The organism is Limnobacter olei (assembly GCF_029087225.1).
Classification (GTDB): domain Bacteria; phylum Pseudomonadota; class Gammaproteobacteria; order Burkholderiales; family Burkholderiaceae_B; genus Limnobacter; species Limnobacter olei.
On the sequence record NZ_JARFJD010000007.1, the window covers coordinates 48,147 to 67,599 of the forward strand.

19 protein-coding genes are annotated in these 19,453 nt (G+C 51.5%); 6 read left to right on the plus strand and 13 right to left on the minus strand.

Annotated features, from left to right (window positions below; all coding sequences use genetic code 11):
• Positions 1 to 8: 8 nt before the first annotated feature.
• Complete coding sequence (locus PY990_RS05355) at positions 9 to 704, minus strand: hypothetical protein (RefSeq protein ID WP_275270741.1); 696 nt, start codon at positions 702 to 704, stop codon at positions 9 to 11.
• A gap of 57 nt (positions 705 to 761) precedes the next feature.
• Between PY990_RS05355 and PY990_RS05360 the strand changes: the two genes are divergently transcribed.
• Positions 762 to 1,799 (plus strand): hypothetical protein, encoded by a 1,038-nt coding sequence (locus PY990_RS05360; RefSeq protein ID WP_275270742.1) that lies wholly within the window; start codon positions 762 to 764, stop codon positions 1,797 to 1,799.
• A 4-nt stretch (positions 1,800 to 1,803) separates the two neighbouring features.
• Here PY990_RS05360 and PY990_RS05365 read toward each other — a convergent pair whose 3' ends face one another.
• The 6 genes from PY990_RS05365 to PY990_RS05390 form a co-directional block, all read right to left on the minus strand.
• Positions 1,804 to 3,951, minus strand: coding sequence for a hypothetical protein (locus PY990_RS05365; protein ID WP_275270743.1), 2,148 nt, complete (start codon positions 3,949 to 3,951; stop codon positions 1,804 to 1,806).
• A gap of 73 nt (positions 3,952 to 4,024) precedes the next feature.
• On the minus strand, positions 4,025 to 4,915 hold the full coding sequence (locus PY990_RS05370) for a DUF6279 family lipoprotein (protein WP_275270744.1): 891 nt from the start codon (positions 4,913 to 4,915) through the stop codon (positions 4,025 to 4,027).
• A gap of 61 nt (positions 4,916 to 4,976) precedes the next feature.
• Complete coding sequence (locus tag PY990_RS05375; RefSeq protein ID WP_275270745.1) at positions 4,977 to 5,546, minus strand: AAA family ATPase; 570 nt, start codon at positions 5,544 to 5,546, stop codon at positions 4,977 to 4,979.
• A complete protein-coding gene (locus tag PY990_RS05380) occupies positions 5,543 to 5,953 on the minus strand; it encodes a TA system antitoxin ParD family protein (protein ID WP_275270746.1) in 411 nt (136 codons plus the stop codon). Before PY990_RS05380 ends, PY990_RS05375 begins: the two co-directional genes overlap by 4 nt.
• 100 nt (positions 5,954 to 6,053) lie before the next feature.
• Positions 6,054 to 7,067 (minus strand): alpha/beta fold hydrolase, encoded by a 1,014-nt coding sequence (locus PY990_RS05385; RefSeq protein WP_275270747.1) that lies wholly within the window; start codon positions 7,065 to 7,067, stop codon positions 6,054 to 6,056.
• Between the two features lie 185 nt (positions 7,068 to 7,252).
• Positions 7,253 to 8,755 (minus strand): alkaline phosphatase PhoX, encoded by a 1,503-nt coding sequence (locus tag PY990_RS05390; protein ID WP_275270748.1) that lies wholly within the window; start codon positions 8,753 to 8,755, stop codon positions 7,253 to 7,255.
• Between the two features lie 209 nt (positions 8,756 to 8,964).
• Between PY990_RS05390 and PY990_RS05395 the strand changes: the two genes are divergently transcribed.
• Positions 8,965 to 10,962, plus strand: coding sequence for an alkaline phosphatase D family protein (locus PY990_RS05395; RefSeq protein WP_275270749.1), 1,998 nt, complete (start codon positions 8,965 to 8,967; stop codon positions 10,960 to 10,962).
• Here PY990_RS05395 and PY990_RS05400 read toward each other — a convergent pair.
• Positions 10,959 to 12,677, minus strand: a complete 1,719-nt coding sequence (locus PY990_RS05400) for a bifunctional protein-serine/threonine kinase/phosphatase (RefSeq protein ID WP_275270750.1) — start codon at positions 12,675 to 12,677, stop codon at positions 10,959 to 10,961. The genes PY990_RS05395 and PY990_RS05400 overlap by 4 nt on opposite strands.
• A gap of 25 nt (positions 12,678 to 12,702) precedes the next feature.
• Positions 12,703 to 14,172 (minus strand): NarK family nitrate/nitrite MFS transporter, encoded by a 1,470-nt coding sequence (locus tag PY990_RS05405; protein WP_275270751.1) that lies wholly within the window; start codon positions 14,170 to 14,172, stop codon positions 12,703 to 12,705.
• 332 nt (positions 14,173 to 14,504) lie between these two features.
• On the opposite strand from PY990_RS05405, the gene PY990_RS05410 reads away from it, so the two are divergent.
• Positions 14,505 to 15,167 carry a hypothetical protein gene (locus PY990_RS05410; RefSeq protein WP_275270752.1) on the plus strand — a complete coding sequence of 221 codons (663 nt, stop codon included), beginning with the start codon at positions 14,505 to 14,507 and terminating at the stop codon, positions 15,165 to 15,167.
• Between the two features lie 11 nt (positions 15,168 to 15,178).
• Here PY990_RS05410 and PY990_RS05415 read toward each other — a convergent pair whose 3' ends face one another.
• From PY990_RS05415 to PY990_RS05425, 3 genes are all read right to left on the minus strand, one after another.
• Positions 15,179 to 15,424: a hypothetical protein gene (locus PY990_RS05415; RefSeq protein WP_275270753.1), complete on the minus strand. Its 246-nt coding sequence runs from the start codon at positions 15,422 to 15,424 to the stop codon at positions 15,179 to 15,181.
• 19 nt (positions 15,425 to 15,443) lie between these two features.
• Complete coding sequence (locus tag PY990_RS05420) at positions 15,444 to 15,704, minus strand: hypothetical protein (protein ID WP_275270754.1); 261 nt, start codon at positions 15,702 to 15,704, stop codon at positions 15,444 to 15,446.
• 93 nt (positions 15,705 to 15,797) lie between these two features.
• Positions 15,798 to 16,613, minus strand: a complete 816-nt coding sequence (locus PY990_RS05425) for a hypothetical protein (protein WP_275270755.1) — start codon at positions 16,611 to 16,613, stop codon at positions 15,798 to 15,800.
• Between the two features lie 321 nt (positions 16,614 to 16,934).
• Here PY990_RS05425 and PY990_RS05430 point away from each other — a divergent pair, with 321 nt between their 5' ends.
• Both PY990_RS05430 and PY990_RS05435 read left to right on the plus strand, forming a co-directional pair.
• On the plus strand, positions 16,935 to 17,195 hold the full coding sequence (locus tag PY990_RS05430; RefSeq protein WP_275270756.1) for a hypothetical protein: 261 nt from the start codon (positions 16,935 to 16,937) through the stop codon (positions 17,193 to 17,195).
• A 1-nt stretch (position 17,196) separates the two neighbouring features.
• Entirely contained in the window at positions 17,197 to 17,313 is a 117-nt protein-coding gene (locus tag PY990_RS05435; protein ID WP_275270757.1) for a hypothetical protein, read from the plus strand.
• A gap of 5 nt (positions 17,314 to 17,318) precedes the next feature.
• On the opposite strand, the gene PY990_RS05440 is transcribed toward PY990_RS05435, so the two are convergent.
• On the minus strand, positions 17,319 to 18,542 hold the full coding sequence (locus tag PY990_RS05440; RefSeq protein ID WP_275270758.1) for a saccharopine dehydrogenase family protein: 1,224 nt from the start codon (positions 18,540 to 18,542) through the stop codon (positions 17,319 to 17,321).
• Positions 18,543 to 18,734: 192 nt separating this feature from the next.
• Here PY990_RS05440 and PY990_RS05445 point away from each other — a divergent pair, with 192 nt between their 5' ends.
• A complete protein-coding gene (locus PY990_RS05445) occupies positions 18,735 to 19,448 on the plus strand; it encodes an N-acyl amino acid synthase FeeM domain-containing protein (protein ID WP_171099269.1) in 714 nt (237 codons plus the stop codon).
• Positions 19,449 to 19,453: the final 5 nt, after the last annotated feature.

A 19,453-nucleotide genomic window follows, 5' to 3' on the forward strand; every position in this document is an offset into this window, starting at 1 on the left:
TTTTCGTTTCAACGAGGTTCAAGAATGACCGATAAAAACTGGCTTTTGTAAGCACTGCCTTTTTCTTCGGTGATCAACGCTCGAAGCAGCGCTTTGCTCTTGGGTTGTAACAGCAAGGTGACTTTGCCGCTTGCATCGGTTCTCGACCACAGGGTTACTGGCGTTTCGGGATACTCCAGGCCGACGGGAAGCTGCGCCAAGGGCTTGCCGTTTTTGTAAACATAAATTGTGGAAGCGTCGCCTGGCAGCGTGATGAATTGGGCAAGTTCCGGGTTGTACAAATCACTGTCTTTTTCAATGGGTTTGATTTGTGCCGCTTTAAAATATTCTTCGTTGAATTTGTCGCTTTTCAACACCTTGTTCACCAAGGCTTTGTCGACCTTGTTCTCATCAAAATGTTGTGCGCCCTGCCGCGGCGAAAGCTCGATCTGGCTGGTTTTCAGAATGGCGAGGCAGTTGGCGGGGCGCTCTTTGTACGTGTAGCGAATACTGTTGTCATTGAATGGCAAGCCGAACACCTCGCCGTCGCCACCAACACATCTTACAGAGTCCACATATTCACCCTTGACTGTAATTTCCTTGGCCGGGAAATTGTGCCCAGTCGACAAACCGAGGCTTTGTTCACCAACGTCAATCCAGGTGAGGTGGGCCATGGCTGGAGCACTTGCACTAACAAACAGCAAAACAATCAGTTTCTTTAACACGGGAACCTCGATACAGCAGGTTAGAATCACTTAACACTACTACACATCGGAACGAACATGGCGAAAACCAACGCTGACCAGCCCAAAGATTTGGCGTCGCAATTGCTAGAGGCCGAGGTGGCTTTCTGGTTGCAAAACCTGAAAGGCAAAAAGTTTCAAGCTTTGCTGGCTGATGAGTTGAACCATGTGCTTGCCAGGCTTGAGCACATTCGCCTGCGCGATGCGGTGGATGAAAGCAAAGTAAAGGCCACTGCCCGGCGTTATGCGGTGGAAATGGAAATTGGTGGCGCCATTCCTGAGCTGTTTGGTGAAATTGCCAATCGCATTTTTGAGTTTCCAGCCAGCCGAACCACGAAAATTGGTGAGGTGGTATCCGATTCAATCGCGACAGAATTCATTGAGAAAATTTTTGAGCAAAATGGTGTGCTTGATCATGCGGTCACCAACATTCGAAACAGCACACCGTTTCGACATTTTTTGTCGGATGTAATTTTCACAGTGCTCAAAGGCTATGTGTTTGAGCAAAACAACCTGATGAAATTTTCCACTGTGGCCAGCAGCACGCGCAAGGTGCGTGAGTGGTTGAGTACCAAGGCCCCCGATTTGTCTGAGGGGCTCGAAGAGCGGGTTCGTAACCTGATGGAAAGTGGTGTGAAGGGTTCGCTTGAGATGGTGGATGAAACGCTGGACAACGAGCAATATCGCGAAACTGCCATGAACAGTGCCTTGGCCTTTTGGGATGTGATGCGCGAATGGCCGCTGACAGCCTATCGCGATTACCTGACTGAGCAAGACCTGCAAGAATTCATGGTGCTGGGTTATGAATTCTGGCTTGAATTCCGCAACACCGAGTATTTGAAATCATGCATTGATTTGGGTGTGGACTTTTTCTTTGAAAAGTACGGTGAACAGTCTTTGCAAGACCTGCTGGATGACATTGGTATCAGCCACGAGATGATTACTGATGAACTGGACAATTACATTCCTGACCTGGCTGCCCTGTTGATCAAGGAAGGGCTTGCAGAAAGTTTCCTGCGCCGCAACCTTCAACGTTTCTACAGCAGCAAGAAGGTGCAAGACCTTCTTGCCGGATGATTGTTCAAAGGTTTCCCGTGCTTGTTCCTGCCGGCAGGTTCAATACCTTGCCATTGCTGAAGTTCAGCACCACGGGGCCGTCTGACACCACGGTGTAAGCGGCACCGTTTCTTAGGCAGCTCGCAGTGGTGTCAAGACGAATCGATTCCACATTGCTCAGCGTTGCAGTGAAACGGTTCTCGCTGGCGGCCTGAACAGGTTCACCCATCAGCCTGCGAAAGGTTTGAATGAACGGCACGGGGCCCACACCCGCGGTTTGACCGGTTTCGAAGGTCTTCTCGGAGCGCGCGCAAGCAAAACTTTCGATATCAATATCGATGTCACCTTCTTCACGGCCTTTGATATTACTTAGCCAATACGCCTTGTCATGTTTGATTGCGTACTCGGGAAATGCAAAGGCCTCATTGGTTTTGTACGTGATTCGACCTGGGTTCTTCACACGTTTCAGCTCGCTGGAATACGCCGCTTCTTTCTCCCAATTGTCCAGGGCGATCAGTGTCAGGTGTTCGGCCGGGGCGTGCATATAGAATTCGTACAATACACCGTCGGCTTCACTCAATTTAAGAGCCCAATCGAGCCCGGTGTTCACTTGAACCAATTCATCCAGTGCACCGTAAGAGTGTGTGCCGGGAATGTGTCGAAGATTTCCAAGGTACTTGCTGATGTTGCCTTTGCCGCCTATTGTGCTGCCCAGTGGAAACTCGAAGGGCAGGGCACCAGTCACGGCCTGTTCACCTTGAATCAACACATCGCCAATCAGTGGCGTGTTGAAAATACTCCCTGTGAAACCCACCCAGTTGCTTAGGCCTGCAAAGCGGTCTGGATACAGAATGGCCAAACGTGTAGAACCGTAGCCACCCATGGAATAACCGCCCACCAAAACACGCTCTTCGTCGATGTTGAAGGTGTTTAGCGCGTCGTCCAGTACATCGAGCACATCCCGTTCAGACAAACCAGAGTAGAAACCATAAGGACCGCGTCCCAATGGTGAGATCAACACGCGGTCGAGTGCATCGCCAAACTGGGCCTGCATGCCTGGCTGGTTGATCTGGCTGGCGTGGTTGGCTTCACAACCATGCAGTATCATTTGCAAGCTGCGCTGGTCGTCAAAATTACCATTTTCTGGAATGTAAACGCCATAGGGTTGATACTTGCCCACAAAGTGGAAGTACTGGCCGCAAAACATGCTGTCGTTTTCAGGGCTGCTCGCTTCGGCCTGAAGTACCATGCCTTCACCAGTCGAGTTGGGGGCAGTGTATTTCGAGGTGTAAACCCGTTGTTTGAAACCAGCATCAACCTTTGCAGTTTCCGTGGTGCCGGAATTCATCTTCCGGATGTCAACGATTGCGAAGAACTGGCTGATATCGCCCGCACCCAGCGCTGCAGCTTGTTTGTCTTCCCACCAGTTGCCCTTGCCAGGTAGTGCTTGCGAGGGAACAGTACCTTCTGCACCTGCTTCTTCATTGGGGCCACGGAAGGCCACATTCATGACTTCGCCACTGCTTTGAGCGGTCACCGCCCATATTTTGAATGTGTTGCTGGTGGGTGAGGAGAATGTGCCGGAAATGATGTTTGTGTCGACATTGCCGTTGTTGAATTGAACCACTGTATCGGCGCCTTGTACCGTCAAGCCCAACAGCGTCTCTGAACCCGTGTCAGGGTTGTTGTCTGTGTCAATCGCAATGGCTGCGATGGTTTGTCCCGCGTCATAAAGGGCATTGAGTTCGAATGTGGCTGTGTAGGTGTTGCCTTGTTTGCTCAGGCGGAGCTCAACCAGGTCGGCAGTGCTTTCTGCGCCTGCCGGATAGCGTGAATCGCCCGCCGTGGGCGATAGCAATCCGGGCGTGTTGGCCAAGGGGTTGCCCAATTGGCCAGCGCGACTGGCGAGGTTTAAAAGGGCAGGACTGGGGGAAATGAGTCCTGTGTCCGCGCCGTAATCGTCGTACACATAGTCACGGTAAACCAACACCCCGTTGCAAATTTCGGTAACGCCTGCAAACCAGGATTGCTCGTTGCACTGCGCTGTTTCTTGCGGGTTGACTGGTGTGCCAGTGCCTGGGTTATCGGAAAGTGCGGAGTCTTCGTTGCTGCAAGCAATCAGAAGCGCGCTAAAGCCTAAAGCGATCAGTGTTTTTCGGGATGTACAGGGCACAGTAAAAGTCCAAAAGTGAATTGGGTCTAAAGAACTTTTACTTCAGTAAAGTACTGATGGATTCAAGCGGGGGTTAATTGTTGCTGGCCAAAATCTGAAAATCCTTAGCCCAACCCGCTGCACGATCAGCAGCGTTGTTGCGTTGCTCTGCAGTGGCTGAATTGAGAATATCTACAATCAGCGCAATGGTTGCCTTTTGTCGTTGTTCGCTTTCCTGTTTTTCAGCGGCACTGCTTGGGCTTTGCCAGGCGTTGAGCAGGCGAGCAATTTCCTGGCTTAATGTGGCTTGGTCAATTTGACGGTTGGAGGCTTTGTTCACCAAAGCCATGAATTGTCGCTGCCGCTCAAGCCGTTTTTCATAGCGTGACTCGGACCAGCGAATTTCGCTCCTTGCCCACGTGTCAATTTGCTTAAGCTGAACCGCGTTCAATGTGCCCAGCCAGCGCTCGAACCGCTCGGTCATCCGTTCAGCTGATTCGCGCACGCGCTCATCAGCGCTTTGCATCAAGCGTTCTTCGCGGTATTCCTTGTTGGATTTGTCGAGCGCTTTTTGAATATCCGGAACTTGATTGGGCCACAGGCCCAGCATGTTTTTCGCAATTACAGGTGCTGCTTGATTGGCTGTGCGTCGAAGTGATGCCCGAATGGCAAGGTTCAGTGCTTGCACCTGGTTTGCACTCACAGGCATTACCACGTCATTGCGCGCAGCGAGGGCTTGTCGGGCGGTTTGCAGTTCGCTGGCTAGCACGGGGAGTTCGGTGTTGCGATGCCACTCCACAATCTCATTCAGACTTGTTTTCAGAAATGCAGATTGTTCGGAATCAAAATCGACTTTGCTGGTGAGATACGTGTGCGCAAAACTTGCCGAGTTGTTGTAACCCAGCTTGATCGCACTGCATGCGGCCAACAAAGTGAGGCAGGTCAGAAGTAAACAGGTTCTGGTTCGAATTGCAGGTTTTATCACGAGTTCTTGCCACCCAAAAAATTGGACTTGTCAGTGTAGGACCCATTGAATTGCCATTCGTTCATTGGGTTTTGAAGCGGCTGGCCCAATCGGGCAATGGGTGAATGAATGCCTGCATGTTCCCACCCTGAATTCGAAGTACTTTCTTATAAGGTTCTTGTACGCTGGAGTTGTCGAGCACCCACACATCGTTGCACAGGGGCAGGGCGTTCAACACATTATCGACAGTTCTCGGAATTCGCGTTTCGATTTTTTCGTCAGGTACCGCATGCCCGCCAGTTTCAATTCGTTGGTGCACGCGGGCTTTGTTCAAACTGCTTTGTTCAAGATGGACAAACACCATCACCACCTGGTAGCCCAGTGCTTTGGCTTTCGCGACAAAATCAATTTTGGAGGGATGTGAAAACACGGTTTCAAAGCAAAAGTTCTTGCCTTGTTCAAGCAGACTGTTGCGCAGGTTCTCTGCAATTTTTGCAGCTTCGTAGCTGTGTTCCTCGGGTGCTTGGGGAAATACATCTCGGGCAATGTCGTCGGCATTTACGAACGGCATGCCCAATGGTTTTAACTGTGTGCGGTAGAAAGTCGATTTGCCAGCCCCGTTGCCACCCACCAGCAGCCACAGCTGCTTCATGCCAGTTTGACAGGCTTGAATTGGCCATTTTCAAATTGACCAATTTTGACTGCACCTTTTGGGCCAATTTGTTCAAGCAGGCCAGGGTGGGTAGTACTGGCCTGGTAGCGTACTTTGTTCTGGCTTACTTCTTCTTTCAACTCACCGGTGGTGCGTCTCATGTCCAGGTTACCAAATACCCAGTCGGCACTGACAGGCGGTGCATTCACTTGTTCTAGTTTTACACGCAGCAGCCCTGCTTTGATTTGTAGCAAACTCTCTGGGTCTAGCAGGCTTTCAACTTTTTGCCCAATGCTAGCCCAATATTCGATTTGTTCAGCCGCGCTGCGGTGGTGGAGCTTGCCCAACACGGTGGCATTGCTCATCAAGTCAGACTGAATTCGTATGGGTGAAGAGGCTTTGGCCATGGCGTGTTTCCTTGATTGATTCCCTGTGTTACGGCTTGATTGTAGCATTTTGCTACAATCAAGGCAATTTACAGTTGGCCATTCAAAGGGAAATATCCAATCAAAGGTTTCTGAGCACAAATTCCTTGATGGCTTGCGCGCAGGGGTAGGGCGTCTCGATCATCGGCAAGTGACCCACTCCGTCGAACAGGCACATTTCGGCCCGCTTGATCAGGCGTTCGAACTCGTAAGCGCAACTGATGTGCAGAACATCATCTTGTTTGCCCCACATCACGAGCGTGGGCGCTGAAATGTCTTCAAAAGTTGCCTTGGTGTAGTCGGGGCGGCGGCTCAACATTTCTTGAAACAGGAAGCTATTCACGTCGCGGCGGTGAATCAATTCTGTTGCGGAGAAAAACGCAGCAGACGCAGCCAGTGCCCGGTTGTGAAACACCAGGTCGGTCAACTTGATTACATCCATGGGGGCGCGTGGAACCAGGCGGTTTTTGCCGCGAAGAACCTCACGAATAAAGTCGGTTTCCTCGGTACCAGGAAGGCCCAGCGCATCCATCAATACCAGGCTGGTGACCATTTCCGGAAAGCGGGCCGCCAAAAGGCCAGCCAAGGCGCCCCCCATGGAATTGCCCACCACGTTCACCTTGTGAACGCCAATTTCTATCAGCCAGTCGTGAAGGCGTTCAGTTTGGTCTTCAAGACCATAATTGCGATCCGGGTTGAAGCCGCTTTCACCCCAACCGGGAAGATCAGGGATCAAAATTCGAAATTGTCCTGCGAAAAAAGGGAGCAAGGGCAGCCAGTGTTCTTTCGCAGCGGCAAAGCCGTGCATCAGCAACAAAGCCGGGCTGTTTTCGTGGCCTATTTCCAGCCAGACCAGTTTGTCTTTTCCTACGCCAATCCGCTTGCGATGAACACCCACCAATCCGCCGTACCACGGGTTCAGCCGGGTAAAGCTAAACAGCTTGGGACGCCAGTCTTTCAGTTTTTCTGGGTCTATCTCGGGGGCGTGGCGAAGAAATGCTTCGCCCACGTGATCGAAGTACTGATCTACCAGTTTTGCGCCTTCGCTAATTGGAGAGACTTCTTTGCCTTTGGACTTGCGGACAGGTTTGGCCAAAATGGACCTTCTATTTTTAGTATTGATACATGATTAGCAAAGCATACTTCGAATAATTACAAAGATATTTCTACAACACAAAACCGGATAATCTTTGTACGCAGTATTTTTTGCATCATTCGGGGCTTGGCTTACACTGTCCTTGCAAGCCAGCCCGATATTTTTGAGTGTTCCTTGCGCTTGTGTCAGATGGGCGACACAGTGGAATTCACCACAGTGCGGAATTCTTCCGGTATCAACAGTTCATAGGTGGCACCGGTACCCGGTAAGTTGGGCAAGCCGGGCAAGGCAGGCAAGTTAGGGCCACGCTGGTTGCTGAAATAAAGCCGTGAACCATCCGGGGAGAAGGCGGGTCCCGCCAGTTCACTTCCACCCCCTGTAATTTGGAGCAAAATTTTTGCGGGCTGGTTGGGAATCATCACCATCAAACGCATCGCATCGCCATCTTCCGCCACGATGACATCGCCAGCCGGGCTGATTACCAGATTATCCACATCGTCAAAGCCGGTGCCCTCAGCCAGTTGGCTGTTGTCGAACACCACCTCAATCAAATCGTTGTCAATGTCCAGCGCGTATACCCGGTTGTCACCTTTGCAGGCGAAGAACGCCACCGCGCGCATGGGCTTGGCGACACCACTAACCGCAGGCGCTTGACCCTGCGGGAATTCTTGAATCCAGATGCCTTCGCCACCCCTGAACACGGTGCCCGGAACCGGAAGACCTGCTGCGGCGGTGCGTGTGCGTACCTCGGCCTGTGGGTTTTCAGGCTCGAGAACATCCGCCCATTTCACGCGGTGAACGCGTTGTGCCACGGCGATGTCTTCTTGATAGGCACCGGCCTCGAAACCCACAATTTCCAGAACCTGCAACTTGCCTTGCTCCATGTTCAACCCCATTTGCCCGTTGACTGCTGGGCGCAAATCGCCTTCGGATACGAACCGATACAAACGGCCGTCACCCGCGTCCTCAGTCAGGAACAAGGTTTTGGTGGTCATGTCCACCGCAACTGCTTCGTGGTTAAACATACCCAGCGCTGGTAACGCACGCGCAGTTGCAGTGCTGCCCAGTGGGTCACATTCCCAGGTAATGCCAGTTTGAGTTTCTTCACAGCTAAGCCAGGTTCCCCAAGGTGTGGCCCCGCCTGCGCAATTGCGGGCCGTTCCGGTCAAAATTCGATAGGCTGATTGAACCTCACCTTGCGCATTGAACCTCAGCGCACCCACGCCACCCTGTGGTGCCTCGGTTTCGCTGTTCGAGACATACACCCAACCGCCATCTTCAGTCGGGAAAACTGCGCCACCATCGGGAAACATGTGCCAGTTGTAACCGATCAAGCCCAGTAAATCGGGAATACCCAGCACCGGGTTGCTCAAATGCCTTGCCACAGGGCGGACGGTAAAACCAGCTGGCGCAAAAATATTGTCGACACCCGTGGCCACCAGTTCGCCAATTCCAGCAAGCGGCCCGGCTTGCAAGGGCAGCTCCATGGCTAAAGGTCCAAGACTGGGTGGGTTAACCATGGGTGGGTTTACATTTTCATTGGGGCCTGTGGGGGTGGCATTGGATGTGGATGCTTCTGAATCAGAACCACATGCGCTGAGCAGGGGCAAAGCACTGGCCCCCGCGCCTAGAAACATGGCTCGCAACAAGGCGCGGCGTTTGAATGAGGGAATGGCTGGATGATGCATGGTGAAACCTGTAGGAATGTCGTGAACGGCTATTTTTGATACTGCGCAATCGGGCTCATGGTTTGGGTAAAGTACTCAGTGTGAACAGCCATGTCTTTGACATATTTCAAAATCAAGACGGGTCATCTAGTAAGCCTGCTCTTTTGTGTTTTCAATCCTTTCCAAGCTTTGGGCAGTACAAGCTACAAGAACAAAGTGAAGGTGATGGAATGAAGCGGCGTGATGTGTTGAAAGTGATGGCGGCCAGTACATTGGTGGGTTGCGGAGGTGGTGATGATTTATTGGTGGGTAACAATCCTGCCGGGCCTGTTGGGCCCTCTGATCCAGGCACTGATTCGCCAGTTTCAAGCAATGAATTCGAAGAAGCTTTGCCACAACCGGGGTTTGAACCCGCAAGTTTTGACTTTCCCATGGTGCTGGCCATGCCATTTGCACATGGTGTGGCCAGTGGCGACCCTTTGGCGGACCGCGTTATTTTGTGGACCCGAATTACCTTGCCCGAATACCCGGCACAAGGTGTGCAGGTGCGCTGGCTGGTGAGCACCACAGCCGATATGCAAAATGTAGTGCGCCGTGGCACCCAGCGTGTGGTGGCAGAGCACGATTACACCTTGAAAGTGGACGCTCAGGGTTTGCAGCCCGCCACCACTTACTACTATCAATTCAAAACCGGGCCACACAGCAGTATTGTGGGGCGTACGCGCACTGCTCCGGCTGATATGGTTTCAGCCATTCGACTGGCAGTGGTGTCCTGTTCCAGTTACTGGTCCAGTACCTGGAGCGGATACGGTGCCATTGCAAAACGTGAAGACCTGGATTTGGTGATTCACTGTGGCGATTACATTTACGATTTTGTGGACGAAGACGAACAGGTTCGGGCAAGGCGAAACATTGAGGACACCACCTATGTGGATTATCGTGACTGGCTAAACATCGACGAGTGCAGAAGGCGTTACGCACTGTTTCGTTCAGACCCCAACTTGATGGCCGCGCACCAGCAACACCCCTGGTTCATTACCTGGGACAACCACGACATCGACCCGGGTTTTGGCAATGAATTGCCCACTACCTTGCCGGAGGGTGTCGAGTCCACTTGCACTTTACAAGACACCACACGCGCTTTTTGGGAATGGACTCCCTCGCGCCCTGTGAAAGCCGATGGCAGCGGTGAATTCATTTTTTACCCAGACACCGAATACCCCGTGCCCGTCGATCCTTTGTTGGTGTACCGCAGTTTGAACTTTGGCCCACTGGCCAGCATTCGAGCGCTGGATACGCAAAGTTATCTGCCCGGCTATGGTTTGCAAGCCGATGCATCGCATTTGCCGGAAGGTTCACTGAGCCTCTTCGGCAAAACACAGTTCGATTGGCTACTTTCACAACTTCGCAAAGATGAAGCGGAAGGTGTGGTGTGGAAGGTGCTGAACAACCAAACCTGGATTGCGCCGTGGGTCGTGCCCAATGTAGTGGGCTCACCGGTTGTGCCGTTGCCTGTGCGCTGGAACGACTACAACACCGAGCGCAATTTGTTGATTTCGCAATTGCGCGGCACAGCCGATGTGCCTTCCGTAAATGGCACTGTGTTTGTCTCCGGCGACATGCACGGTAACTGGATTTCTGATGTTGTGGAAGACGATCAAACCGCATTGCTGAATGATTACCAGGTTGCCCCACCGGTGCCCACTTTGAGGCAGGGGACATCTCCAGAAAATCTTGCAGCCGGTTTTCAGCGGGCAGCCACGGCCAATTTGCCTGGTGTGAATTTGCGCGCCGCTTCAGCTGCTGTTGAGTTTGCACCTTCGTCCATGGGGCGGGGCGGTGCTGATGAAATCGTGGCCAATGCTTTGCCTGGCAGTCCATTTGCTGTTCACGTGGCCGCAAGCCGTGCCATTGAGGCCGCTACCATGCTGGGCAACAAGCATGTGCAATTCATGGAATGGGTAGAACACGGTTACGGCATTGTGCAACTGGAGCAAGACAAAGCCGTGTTTGAATGCTGGTGGCAAAACAAGCTGCAAGACAATGCTCCTGATGTGTTGGGTGTACAAATGGTGAGTTTTGCAAATGATGAGCCCACACGTTTGCCCACGCCACGATTCAAAAACCAGGTTGATTCAGTCATCCTGCATGGCATGTCTGTTCAACCCAGCAGCAGCTCTCGGGCAGCGCCTTTGGCTCCTGAACCTGTGCAGGTATTGGCGCGCTAATTGATCAGCAACTGGATTAAGTTCAACCCTAACAGAACCAGGGCCAGCGCCTGCCACAGCAGCACCGGATTTTTCTCGATCAGGGGTTGCCTGGCCACGCTGGCTTCCAGTTTGGTGTTGGGTACGGTGAGGTCTTGCAAAAATTCACTGAGCGCATCATAGCGATATCGTGGGTTTGGTTGAAGCGCTTTGCGCAGGCATGCCTCTACCCACAGGGGTAAATCACGGCGCGAGTGGTTGGCTGGAATGTAACGCAGGTCGCTATAGCTTTTCAGCGTGACTTGCTTCACCGACTTTTCCGCAAAGGGCAGGGAACCAGTCAGCATTTCATACACCACCACGGCCAGTGAAAACAAATCTGATTTGAATGTGCCCACTTCACCCATCAGGTACTCTGGGGCCACATAATTGACGCTCCCCTGTGGTACCGATTTGTCCAAGGGCGAAATCAGTTCATCTGCGCCAGCAATCAGGACTGTGCCGAAGTCGAGAATTTTCACCTGACCTGTTGAGTCAATCATGATGTTCTCGGGTTTGATGTCCTGGTGCACCATGTCGGCACGCTGGAATGCTCGCAGCCCGGCAACTACTTGTTTTACGATGCGACGCACTGTGTCCACACTGGGGGTGGGGTTCTCATAAATCCACTGCCGCAGGTTAATGCCTTCAATGTATTCGCCCAAATAATACAAAAACTGCTTGGGGCGTTTGGGCACATGGGTTCGCATCACATTCACATGTTGCACGCTTTGTCCCACCCATTCTTCGCGAACAAAACCGCTTAGGTACATCGCGTCCTCAGCGAAATTCAGCGAGGGTGTTTTCAACGTAAATTGTTCGCCAGTTTCCATGTCGCGCACACGGTACATGTGGCTGCGGGTTCCGCTGAATATGATTTCCTGTACCTCATAACCGTCTATTTTGTTGCCCACCTGAAGCGCTGGCGGTATGGGTAATTGCGTCAGTTTGCGGTGTACTTCATCCAGCGTTTCATGGGGTAGGGCATCCACCGCCATCAGCAACACAGTCAGGTTGTCATCGCTACCTGCATTCAAGGCGGCTTGTACCATTTTTTTGGCCAGCAGCTCCAAGTTGGTGCTGCCATGCTGTGCAATCAGGGCGAGCATCTCGGTACGTTTCAGAACACCATGAACGCCATCGGTGCTCAGCAACACCAAATCACCTACCCGCAATTCATATGTGCTGTAGTCCAACTCCAGGTGACGGTCAGCACCCAGCGCACGCGACAAATATTCCTGTCCGCGTTCAATTCGCACGTGGTCCTGAGTAAGGCGCTCAATCGTATCGCCACGCACGTGATACACCCTGGAGTCCCCGACATGAAAACAGTGCAGGGTATTGGATTTCAATACCACCACGCTGAAAGTGGTCAAAAGGCTGTCGTTGTGGCTGGCCCGGTTGGTATTCTGTTGATAAATCCACGCATTCAGACCGGAAATGATTTGTCGGGCTGACTTGTGAACGCTCCACGTGTAGGGCGTGGCGGCATAGTCATCGAGAAAACTGGTCACAGCTGTTTGGCTGGCCACATGGGAATCGGCGCAACTGCTCACGCCATCGGCAATGGCCGCCGCAGCACCTTTGAGCAAGTTCGATTCAGCTTGCCCACACCAGGCAGCAAATGCATCCTGATTCACAGGCTTTGGGCCTGCGATGGAATAACCACCAAACCGGACTTGCAGTGTGCTGCTCATGGTGCCTTTGCTTTTCTTTGTCTATTTATCCCACGCGAATCAGTTCAACTGTACCGTCTTCTTTCACCTCGGCCATGTGTCCTTGCGGTTCCTCCATGAACAGCAGTGTAATGAAACCCACCACGGCTGTTAATGCAATCACGAAGAAGAAGGCCTGATAACTGACAAACGACAACACAGTGAGGTAGACCACCGCGCCCACGTTGCCGTAGGCCCCTGTCATGCCAGCGATTTGGCCGGTCAGGCGGCGTTTGATCAAGGGCACTGCCGCAAATACGGCGCCTTCACCAGCCTGCACGAAGAATGAGCAGGCCATGGTGGTGATCACAGCGAGCCATAGCGGCCAGCTGGATTCAGTCAATCCCATCAGGGCATAGCCCACAGCCAACCCTGCCGTCAGAATCAGCAGGGTGCGCTTGCGGCCAAATTTGTCGCTGATCCAGCCACCGCCGGGTCGCGACATCAGGTTCATGAATGCGTACATGGAGGCAACCAGGCCAGCGGTAACCGGGCTCAGGTTGAAGGTCTCGGAATAAAACAGGGGAAGCATCGACACCACGGCCAGTTCAGAACCAAAGGTTGCAAAGTACAACACATTCAACACCGCCACCTGCTTGAACTTGTAGCGGTGCAGTTCGGGCACTGGAGCCTTGAAAATTTCGCTGTTTACCTTGTAAGCGCTGTAGCAGTCGTACACCAAGATCAAGATCAACACGCCGTAAATGCCGTTGGCCACTGCGCTGCTCAGCATGCTGACACCTTCGGGCGACAATTTCCAGGTTAACAAGGCCAGTGCAGCGTACATGGGCAACTTCATCAACAGCATGAAGTAAAAGTCGCCCACACTGGTTACTTCCATGCCACCGCTTTTCTTGGGTTTGAAATAAGTGGAGCCCTTGGGCGTGTCGCTCACATTGAAATACCACACAAAGCTGAACAAGAAGCAAATTACACCAGTAATTGCAATTGCATATCGCCAGCCGTCAGGCCCACCCAGTAACAAGGCCAGTGTAGGTAGCACCATGGCTGCACCTGCCGATCCAAAGTTACCCCAACCGCCGTAAATGCCTTCAGCTGTGCCCAATTGATGGGCTGGAAACCACTCGCTGACCATGCGAATTCCAATCACGAACCCGGCACCGATAAAGCCAAGCAAGAATCGGGAAATGGCGGCCTGTGCAAAGTCGGTTGAAAACGCGAACATGAAACACGGAATGGCCGACACAAACAGCAGCACCGCGTAGACCAGGCGTGGGCCGAATTTGTCGGTCAACATGCCAATCAAGATGCGTGCAGGAATGGTCAGCGCCACATTCAAAATCAACAGTGTTTTAACCTGTTCTTTGCTCAAACTCAGCGATTCAGCAATGGCGCCGAGCATGGGTGCGTGGTTGAACCACACGAAAAAAGTAATGAAAAATGCAATCCAGCTCATGTGCAGGATTTTCATTTTCCCGGCAAAAGAGAACAGATTCAGTTTGGCGTGGTCGTTCATGACGAATGGCTCTTTTCTTGAATTCAAAATAAAAAGCGCCCACCCATCGAATCAATCTGTGGATTGACTCGGTGGGTGAGCGCCTTTGCCCGTTTTTGCTGCATATGAAAGCCAGTTGCACCCAAAAGGTGCACCTAACCCTCCCAGGCAGTCTCAATTTCCAGCTTTGGACTCGAAAACTGCGTGTACGAATGTTGCGATGCAGAAACTGTGCCAGCTTTCAAACCGTGAACCAAGAATGTCTATGACTGTCTATGCAATGTGGATAAAATGAGGTGGTCGTTCAAAGCAGTTGTTTTTGCAGTAACTCGTGTAGCAAAAAGGTGATTCAAATGCGTATGTTCAGCGTGTCAACAGGTGTGGTGCTAGGTGCTTCCTTGTTGTTGAGCGCATGTGCTTCGATGTACAGCGTTCGGCCTGTGGTGGCAGAAAACCAAGTGCCAGTTCAAAACCAGGGGTTTGAGTCGTTAAGCTCTAGTAAAAAACACATGGTGCAAGTGGGCTCGGTGTACAACTCAATGCGCCAATTTGACAATCCTCGCTTCAATGTGACCTTTGTGAACAAGGGAAAGTTTCCGGTGGAGTTTTCAACGGAGAACATCACCGTTACTTTGAATGGCGAGCCGGCCACTGTGGTCAGTTACGAGGCACAAATTCAGGATGTACAAAACCGACTTTCTTTCTATGGTTTCAGAGCTCCAATTTTTTACAGCCCGTTTTATCATTCCCCTTTTCACAGGGGGTTTCACGGAAGCGGTTTTCTGTTTCAAACCGATTTCAATGACAGACTTGATGTGCAGCAAGCCTTTGCCGACTTTGACCGAATTCAAAAGTACAGTTTGAAACCGAAGGTAGTGCGCCCGGGTGAGCAAACACAAGGTGAAATTATTGTGGCCCGAAAGTTATCGGCCAGCAGTGCGCAAGACATCACAGTGACGGTGCGTGTGGATGACGACATGCACAAATTTGATTTTGGTTACCTCCAAACCAATTAATCAGGGGCTGCTTACTGGAGTTCAGCGATTTTCCTGAACTCCCGAAGCTTGGTCCGCAAAAACAAAATCATTGCTTCACGGTCATGAAGTTCTGCACTCAAGTACTCCACCACCGTGGTCAATTGTTCTACTTCGGCCGATCGCTTTTGAATCAATTCACTGGCGCGTTCTTGCAGTTTGGCCAGTTGCCTGCACAAGGCGTCGTTTTCAATCAGCAAGGTATCCATCGATTTATTCATGCACACTGCGGCTTTCATGGGGCAATTCCTTCATGAATCAGTGAAGCGCGCCACCTGCATACTGCCGGTTGTGGCCTTGCAGGGTGGGTTGCTCCAAAGCTTGTTTGATTCTTTGAATTTCGGCTTGTGCAAAGCCCATCATGCCCAGCAAATCCCGAAAGGCGGTGGCTTCAAAGCGCATGGTCATGTAGTGAAGACAGAGGGATACCACCCCGGTTTCCTGACAGTAATAGACTGAACCGTTTTCGCTGCCTGCTAACCATTGACCCAGTTGAGCTGTACAGTTTTCCTGCTGCATGAAGAACTCCCAATTCGTTCAAATGAGAATTCATCGTAAATGATAATAATTATCAATACAAGTGTTTTTTGCAGTTCTGCACGTGAGAGGTATCTAGTTGGTATTTGTCTTCCGCACTACAGTCAATTTATTACCTACAGGGCTACTTTGTTCGCCCAGAATTCCTTTTTCAGTCACCAGTAAATCAGTGCGGGAGAACAGTGGTGGCTGGCCTTGCATGACCTGGGAAGTGCCAGTTGAAAAGGTTAGTGGATTAAATCCATCCACTTGTTCACCCAGAAAATTAAGCTTGATCACCTGCCCGGTAAAAAAGTAAGTGACGGCGAAACCGTCGGGAAGAATTGAAAAGTCGTCAGGCAGGCTTTCCAGCGTGGCCAGCACCAATGGCATTCCGGCGGATCCATCCTTTTGAATCGGCACTACATTCAAGCGGCCCAGGTTTGGTATTTCAGAATCAGTGAAGTACAGCAGATTTCCCCGGCGTTGAACACCATTTGGAAAACGACCTGCCAGGTCTAGCCATGTCGTTTGATTCTCCACTTGCAGCGGGTTGTTGGCGGCAACTTTCAGTTTCACAATTTTTGGAGTGGGCGGGCCATTGGTGGCAATCGGTCCATCCACTGCATACAGTGTTTGGCCGTCTGCACTGCTGGTTAGTCCATTGGCCAATCCCATGCTGTCATAGTCAAATACCGGTGAAATCGTCATAGGGGATTTGTTCAAGCCGCCTGCCCACAAAGTGCCGTCGCCACAATTGGCGTAAAGGGTATTCCTGGCAATCGCCAAACCCGTGAAGTTGCACACCCCGCTGGAAACGGTCTCGGCCGAGAAGTTATCACCATTTTTCACCACCTCAATCACGGATTGCCCGCCGGACACAAACAGCCTGCCTTCAGCTGAGAAAATCATGTTCTCTGCATCCGGAACAGTCAGCAATTCCTGCAAACTGGCACAAGCATTGTTAAAGCAAGGGCTGTTTTGTTCCAGTGATGATGCATTGGTGCGTGTTGTTGGCAGAGCAGTGGGCTCTTCGCCCGCGCATGCAACTAGAAACGATAGAAAAACAAAGAGCGACCAACAAAGACCTGTTCCAGATTGCATGTATCAAACTCCCCATGAGATGAAGCTTGTACTTTGAGAGCAAATGTTTGGATGTAATAATCAAGAATCAACAACATCGCAGGAGCAAATCCCCGTGCTCGAGAAAGTCTGGGCGGGTGTATTGCTGGCATGTCGCATTACGGAAACATTTTGTCGACCTTGAATTACAGCTTGAATCGCACCGCAACTGGGGATGTACCGGACTTGAAGTTGTTTCCGCTCACGGGGCTTTATCGCTATTTTGCCGATGCTGGCCGTTTTATTGAACGTGCAAGTGGCCTTAACTTGCCCGTGGTTACCATGGGTGACAATGCAAAACTTGAGAATGCTTATTTGCAACTAATTGAACCTGCTTGCTGCCACACGCATGGCCTGCTTAAGCAAGGGTAATGTGGATAGTGAACTGATTGACACGCTGACCCAGGTCAGAAGCTGGAATATTCTGGGTCAGCGTATGGAGTTGTATGACCAGCTTGGGCGTTTGCTGGCCAGGTTTGAAGTGCGTTAAGTTGTTTAATTCTGCAACAGCTCGAAAGTAAGGCCCGCATGCTGTTGCAATCGGCTTATCAGTTGTTCGCCCATCAGTGAGGCGGGTGTCCAGAACCCGCCAGCGTGGTTTTGAATGTCCAGGGCCAGGCACACCGCAGCCTCGCCCAGCATTTTTCCGGTTGAGCCATAACCCGGGTCCATATCGCCTGTTACTTTGGCTGTCAAAGTATTGCCCTTGCTGGTGGTGCCATAAAAGCGCAGGTCATAAGAGCCGCGTTGCTGCGAAGTTTCACTGGGGCCTTCGCCAGGTTTGGGAACCACGAATTTTTCAAGCACCCAACGGGTTGGCGGCAGTGCTGCACCGATCAAAAACCCAGCCATGCCGCTGGCCAGTCCCATCGCAGTCATGCGGCCTTTGAATCCATTTCCGGTCATCATCGCTTCGTCGTACTTGAATTCTTTTCCGTATCCATAATTTTGCAGCGCATTGCTTCGATGAACCACGCGCGTATTAATACCCGCCATAACAAAAGGTGCCAGCCAGCTTTTTGCCACGGGGTCAAATTCTGCGAAGCTTACATTGGGCTGGCGTGCAGCCAGGCGGGCAGGGGATATCAAGTATGGGTTGGCCAGTTTCTTCGCCAGTGAACGGTCAGCCGCAACTTCGCGCGTTACGTTGATCATGCTGGCCACGGTGCCACCTGAAAATTCACCCTTCAGTTTCCTGACCCACATGCGTATTTGTTGGCAAGGTTCACCATATTGAACGCTGGCCGCCTTCTGTAGAAACAGCACGCCCAAATCAGAAGGAATTGAATCGAAACCGCAGCAATGCACAATGCGTGCACCGCTTTGTTTGGCGGTGTCTTCGTGGGCTTCAATCATCCGTGCAATCCATTGCACTTCACCGGTGAGGTCGCAGTAGTCGGTGCCGGTTTCAGCACACACTTTCACCAAATCGGAACCATACAAAGCGTAAGGGCCCACTGTTGAAACCACAACCCTGGTTTTTGCACACAGATTTCGCAAATCAGTTTCTTTACCGGCATTGGCCAAAATGGTCGGAAGCTCTCGGGCCTGCTCACCCAAGCGGTTTTTCAACACTGCCAGTTTGTCGGCATCGCGCCCCGCAATCGCCCATTTGATCTCGCCATTCAAGCCATGGCGCTTCCACAGGTACTGCACCAAAATTTGACCGACGAAGCTGCTTGCCCCGAACACGATCACGTCGAATTCTTTCTTTTTCATTGCGCTGTATCTCCTGAATTTATTGTGTTTTGCCAGATTCTCTCACACTCGATAAACCTTGTATTGATATTCCGAATACCGATTATTTCTAGGCCCTAAGGGTGATAGGGAGTGACCGAAGCTTTAACCCGATCGGGGGGACGCAAATTGGATGTGGAATATTTAAGGTGAATCCATTCATCGGAGAACCCCATGGCCAGTCTTTCAGCAGTCAACTTTTTGTTCGATCCAAGCTCCCAATTGTTGCCATTCTGGATTGCGATTGCACAAAACGACCGTGAACTTGAGCTGGCCGCCAAAGCCCGTCAAATCGCTTACGGAAAGCATCTGCCTTTGCTGGGTGAAAAGCTGGCTGTACCCGATGCCGATGATCGCAACCCCGACTTTGCCGTGCTTCTGGCTTTTTCAAAGTTGGATGGAAGTTGCATTGGCACTGTGCGGGTTCAAATTGCCAATCAGCAGCAGCTTCGCCTTGAGGAGTCATATGCATTGCCCAAGGCCCTGAGAACAGGGCGAATTGCCGAGGTATCGAGGCTGGCCATACCTGCGCGTTCGAATGGTTTGGCATTGAGGTTGATGTTGATCAAAGCGGCCTACTGGTACAGCAGGGCGAATTTGGTGGACCGATGTTTTCTTTGTGTACGTTACCCGGTGGACAGGCAGTACCGACGGTTTGATCTGGATGATGTGCTTCAGCCTGATGAGTTTGTGGCCATGAAGCACATTGGCATGATTCCTCACCGAATTCTCTGGTTTGATGTATTTCATATCGAGGCACGCTGGTTATTAAGCGCGAATCCGCTCCACTCAGTTTATTTCTCCAGCTCTCATCCTGATTTGTTGCAAAACATTCAGATGCGTACCTTGCAACTGGAAACGCAAAATCAATTGCGCTCTATCGGATGATTTCC

What these genes read in the sequence shown, in the direction of transcription:
- PY990_RS05360 (WP_275270742.1), top strand. Translation starts at nt 762, where the DNA reads ATGGCGAAAACCAACGCTGACCAGCCCAAAGATTTGGCGTCGCAATTG.
- PY990_RS05375 (WP_275270745.1), bottom strand. Translation starts at nt 5,546, where the DNA reads ATGAAGCAGCTGTGGCTGCTGGTGGGTGGCAACGGGGCTGGCAAATCG.
- PY990_RS05380 (WP_275270746.1), bottom strand. Translation starts at nt 5,953, where the DNA reads ATGGCCAAAGCCTCTTCACCCATACGAATTCAGTCTGACTTGATGAGC.
- PY990_RS05390 (WP_275270748.1), bottom strand. Translation starts at nt 8,755, where the DNA reads ATGCATCATCCAGCCATTCCCTCATTCAAACGCCGCGCCTTGTTGCGA.
- PY990_RS05395 (WP_275270749.1), top strand. Translation starts at nt 8,965, where the DNA reads ATGAAGCGGCGTGATGTGTTGAAAGTGATGGCGGCCAGTACATTGGTG.
- PY990_RS05400 (WP_275270750.1), bottom strand. Translation starts at nt 12,677, where the DNA reads ATGAGCAGCACACTGCAAGTCCGGTTTGGTGGTTATTCCATCGCAGGC.
- PY990_RS05405 (WP_275270751.1), bottom strand. Translation starts at nt 14,172, where the DNA reads ATGAACGACCACGCCAAACTGAATCTGTTCTCTTTTGCCGGGAAAATG.
- PY990_RS05410 (WP_275270752.1), top strand. Translation starts at nt 14,505, where the DNA reads ATGCGTATGTTCAGCGTGTCAACAGGTGTGGTGCTAGGTGCTTCCTTG.
- PY990_RS05415 (WP_275270753.1), bottom strand. Translation starts at nt 15,424, where the DNA reads ATGAAAGCCGCAGTGTGCATGAATAAATCGATGGATACCTTGCTGATT.
- PY990_RS05420 (WP_275270754.1), bottom strand. Translation starts at nt 15,704, where the DNA reads ATGCAGCAGGAAAACTGTACAGCTCAACTGGGTCAATGGTTAGCAGGC.
- PY990_RS05425 (WP_275270755.1), bottom strand. Translation starts at nt 16,613, where the DNA reads ATGATTTTCTCAGCTGAAGGCAGGCTGTTTGTGTCCGGCGGGCAATCC.
- PY990_RS05430 (WP_275270756.1), top strand. Translation starts at nt 16,935, where the DNA reads ATGTCGCATTACGGAAACATTTTGTCGACCTTGAATTACAGCTTGAAT.
- PY990_RS05440 (WP_275270758.1), bottom strand. Translation starts at nt 18,542, where the DNA reads ATGAAAAAGAAAGAATTCGACGTGATCGTGTTCGGGGCAAGCAGCTTC.
- PY990_RS05445 (WP_171099269.1), top strand. Translation starts at nt 18,735, where the DNA reads ATGGCCAGTCTTTCAGCAGTCAACTTTTTGTTCGATCCAAGCTCCCAA.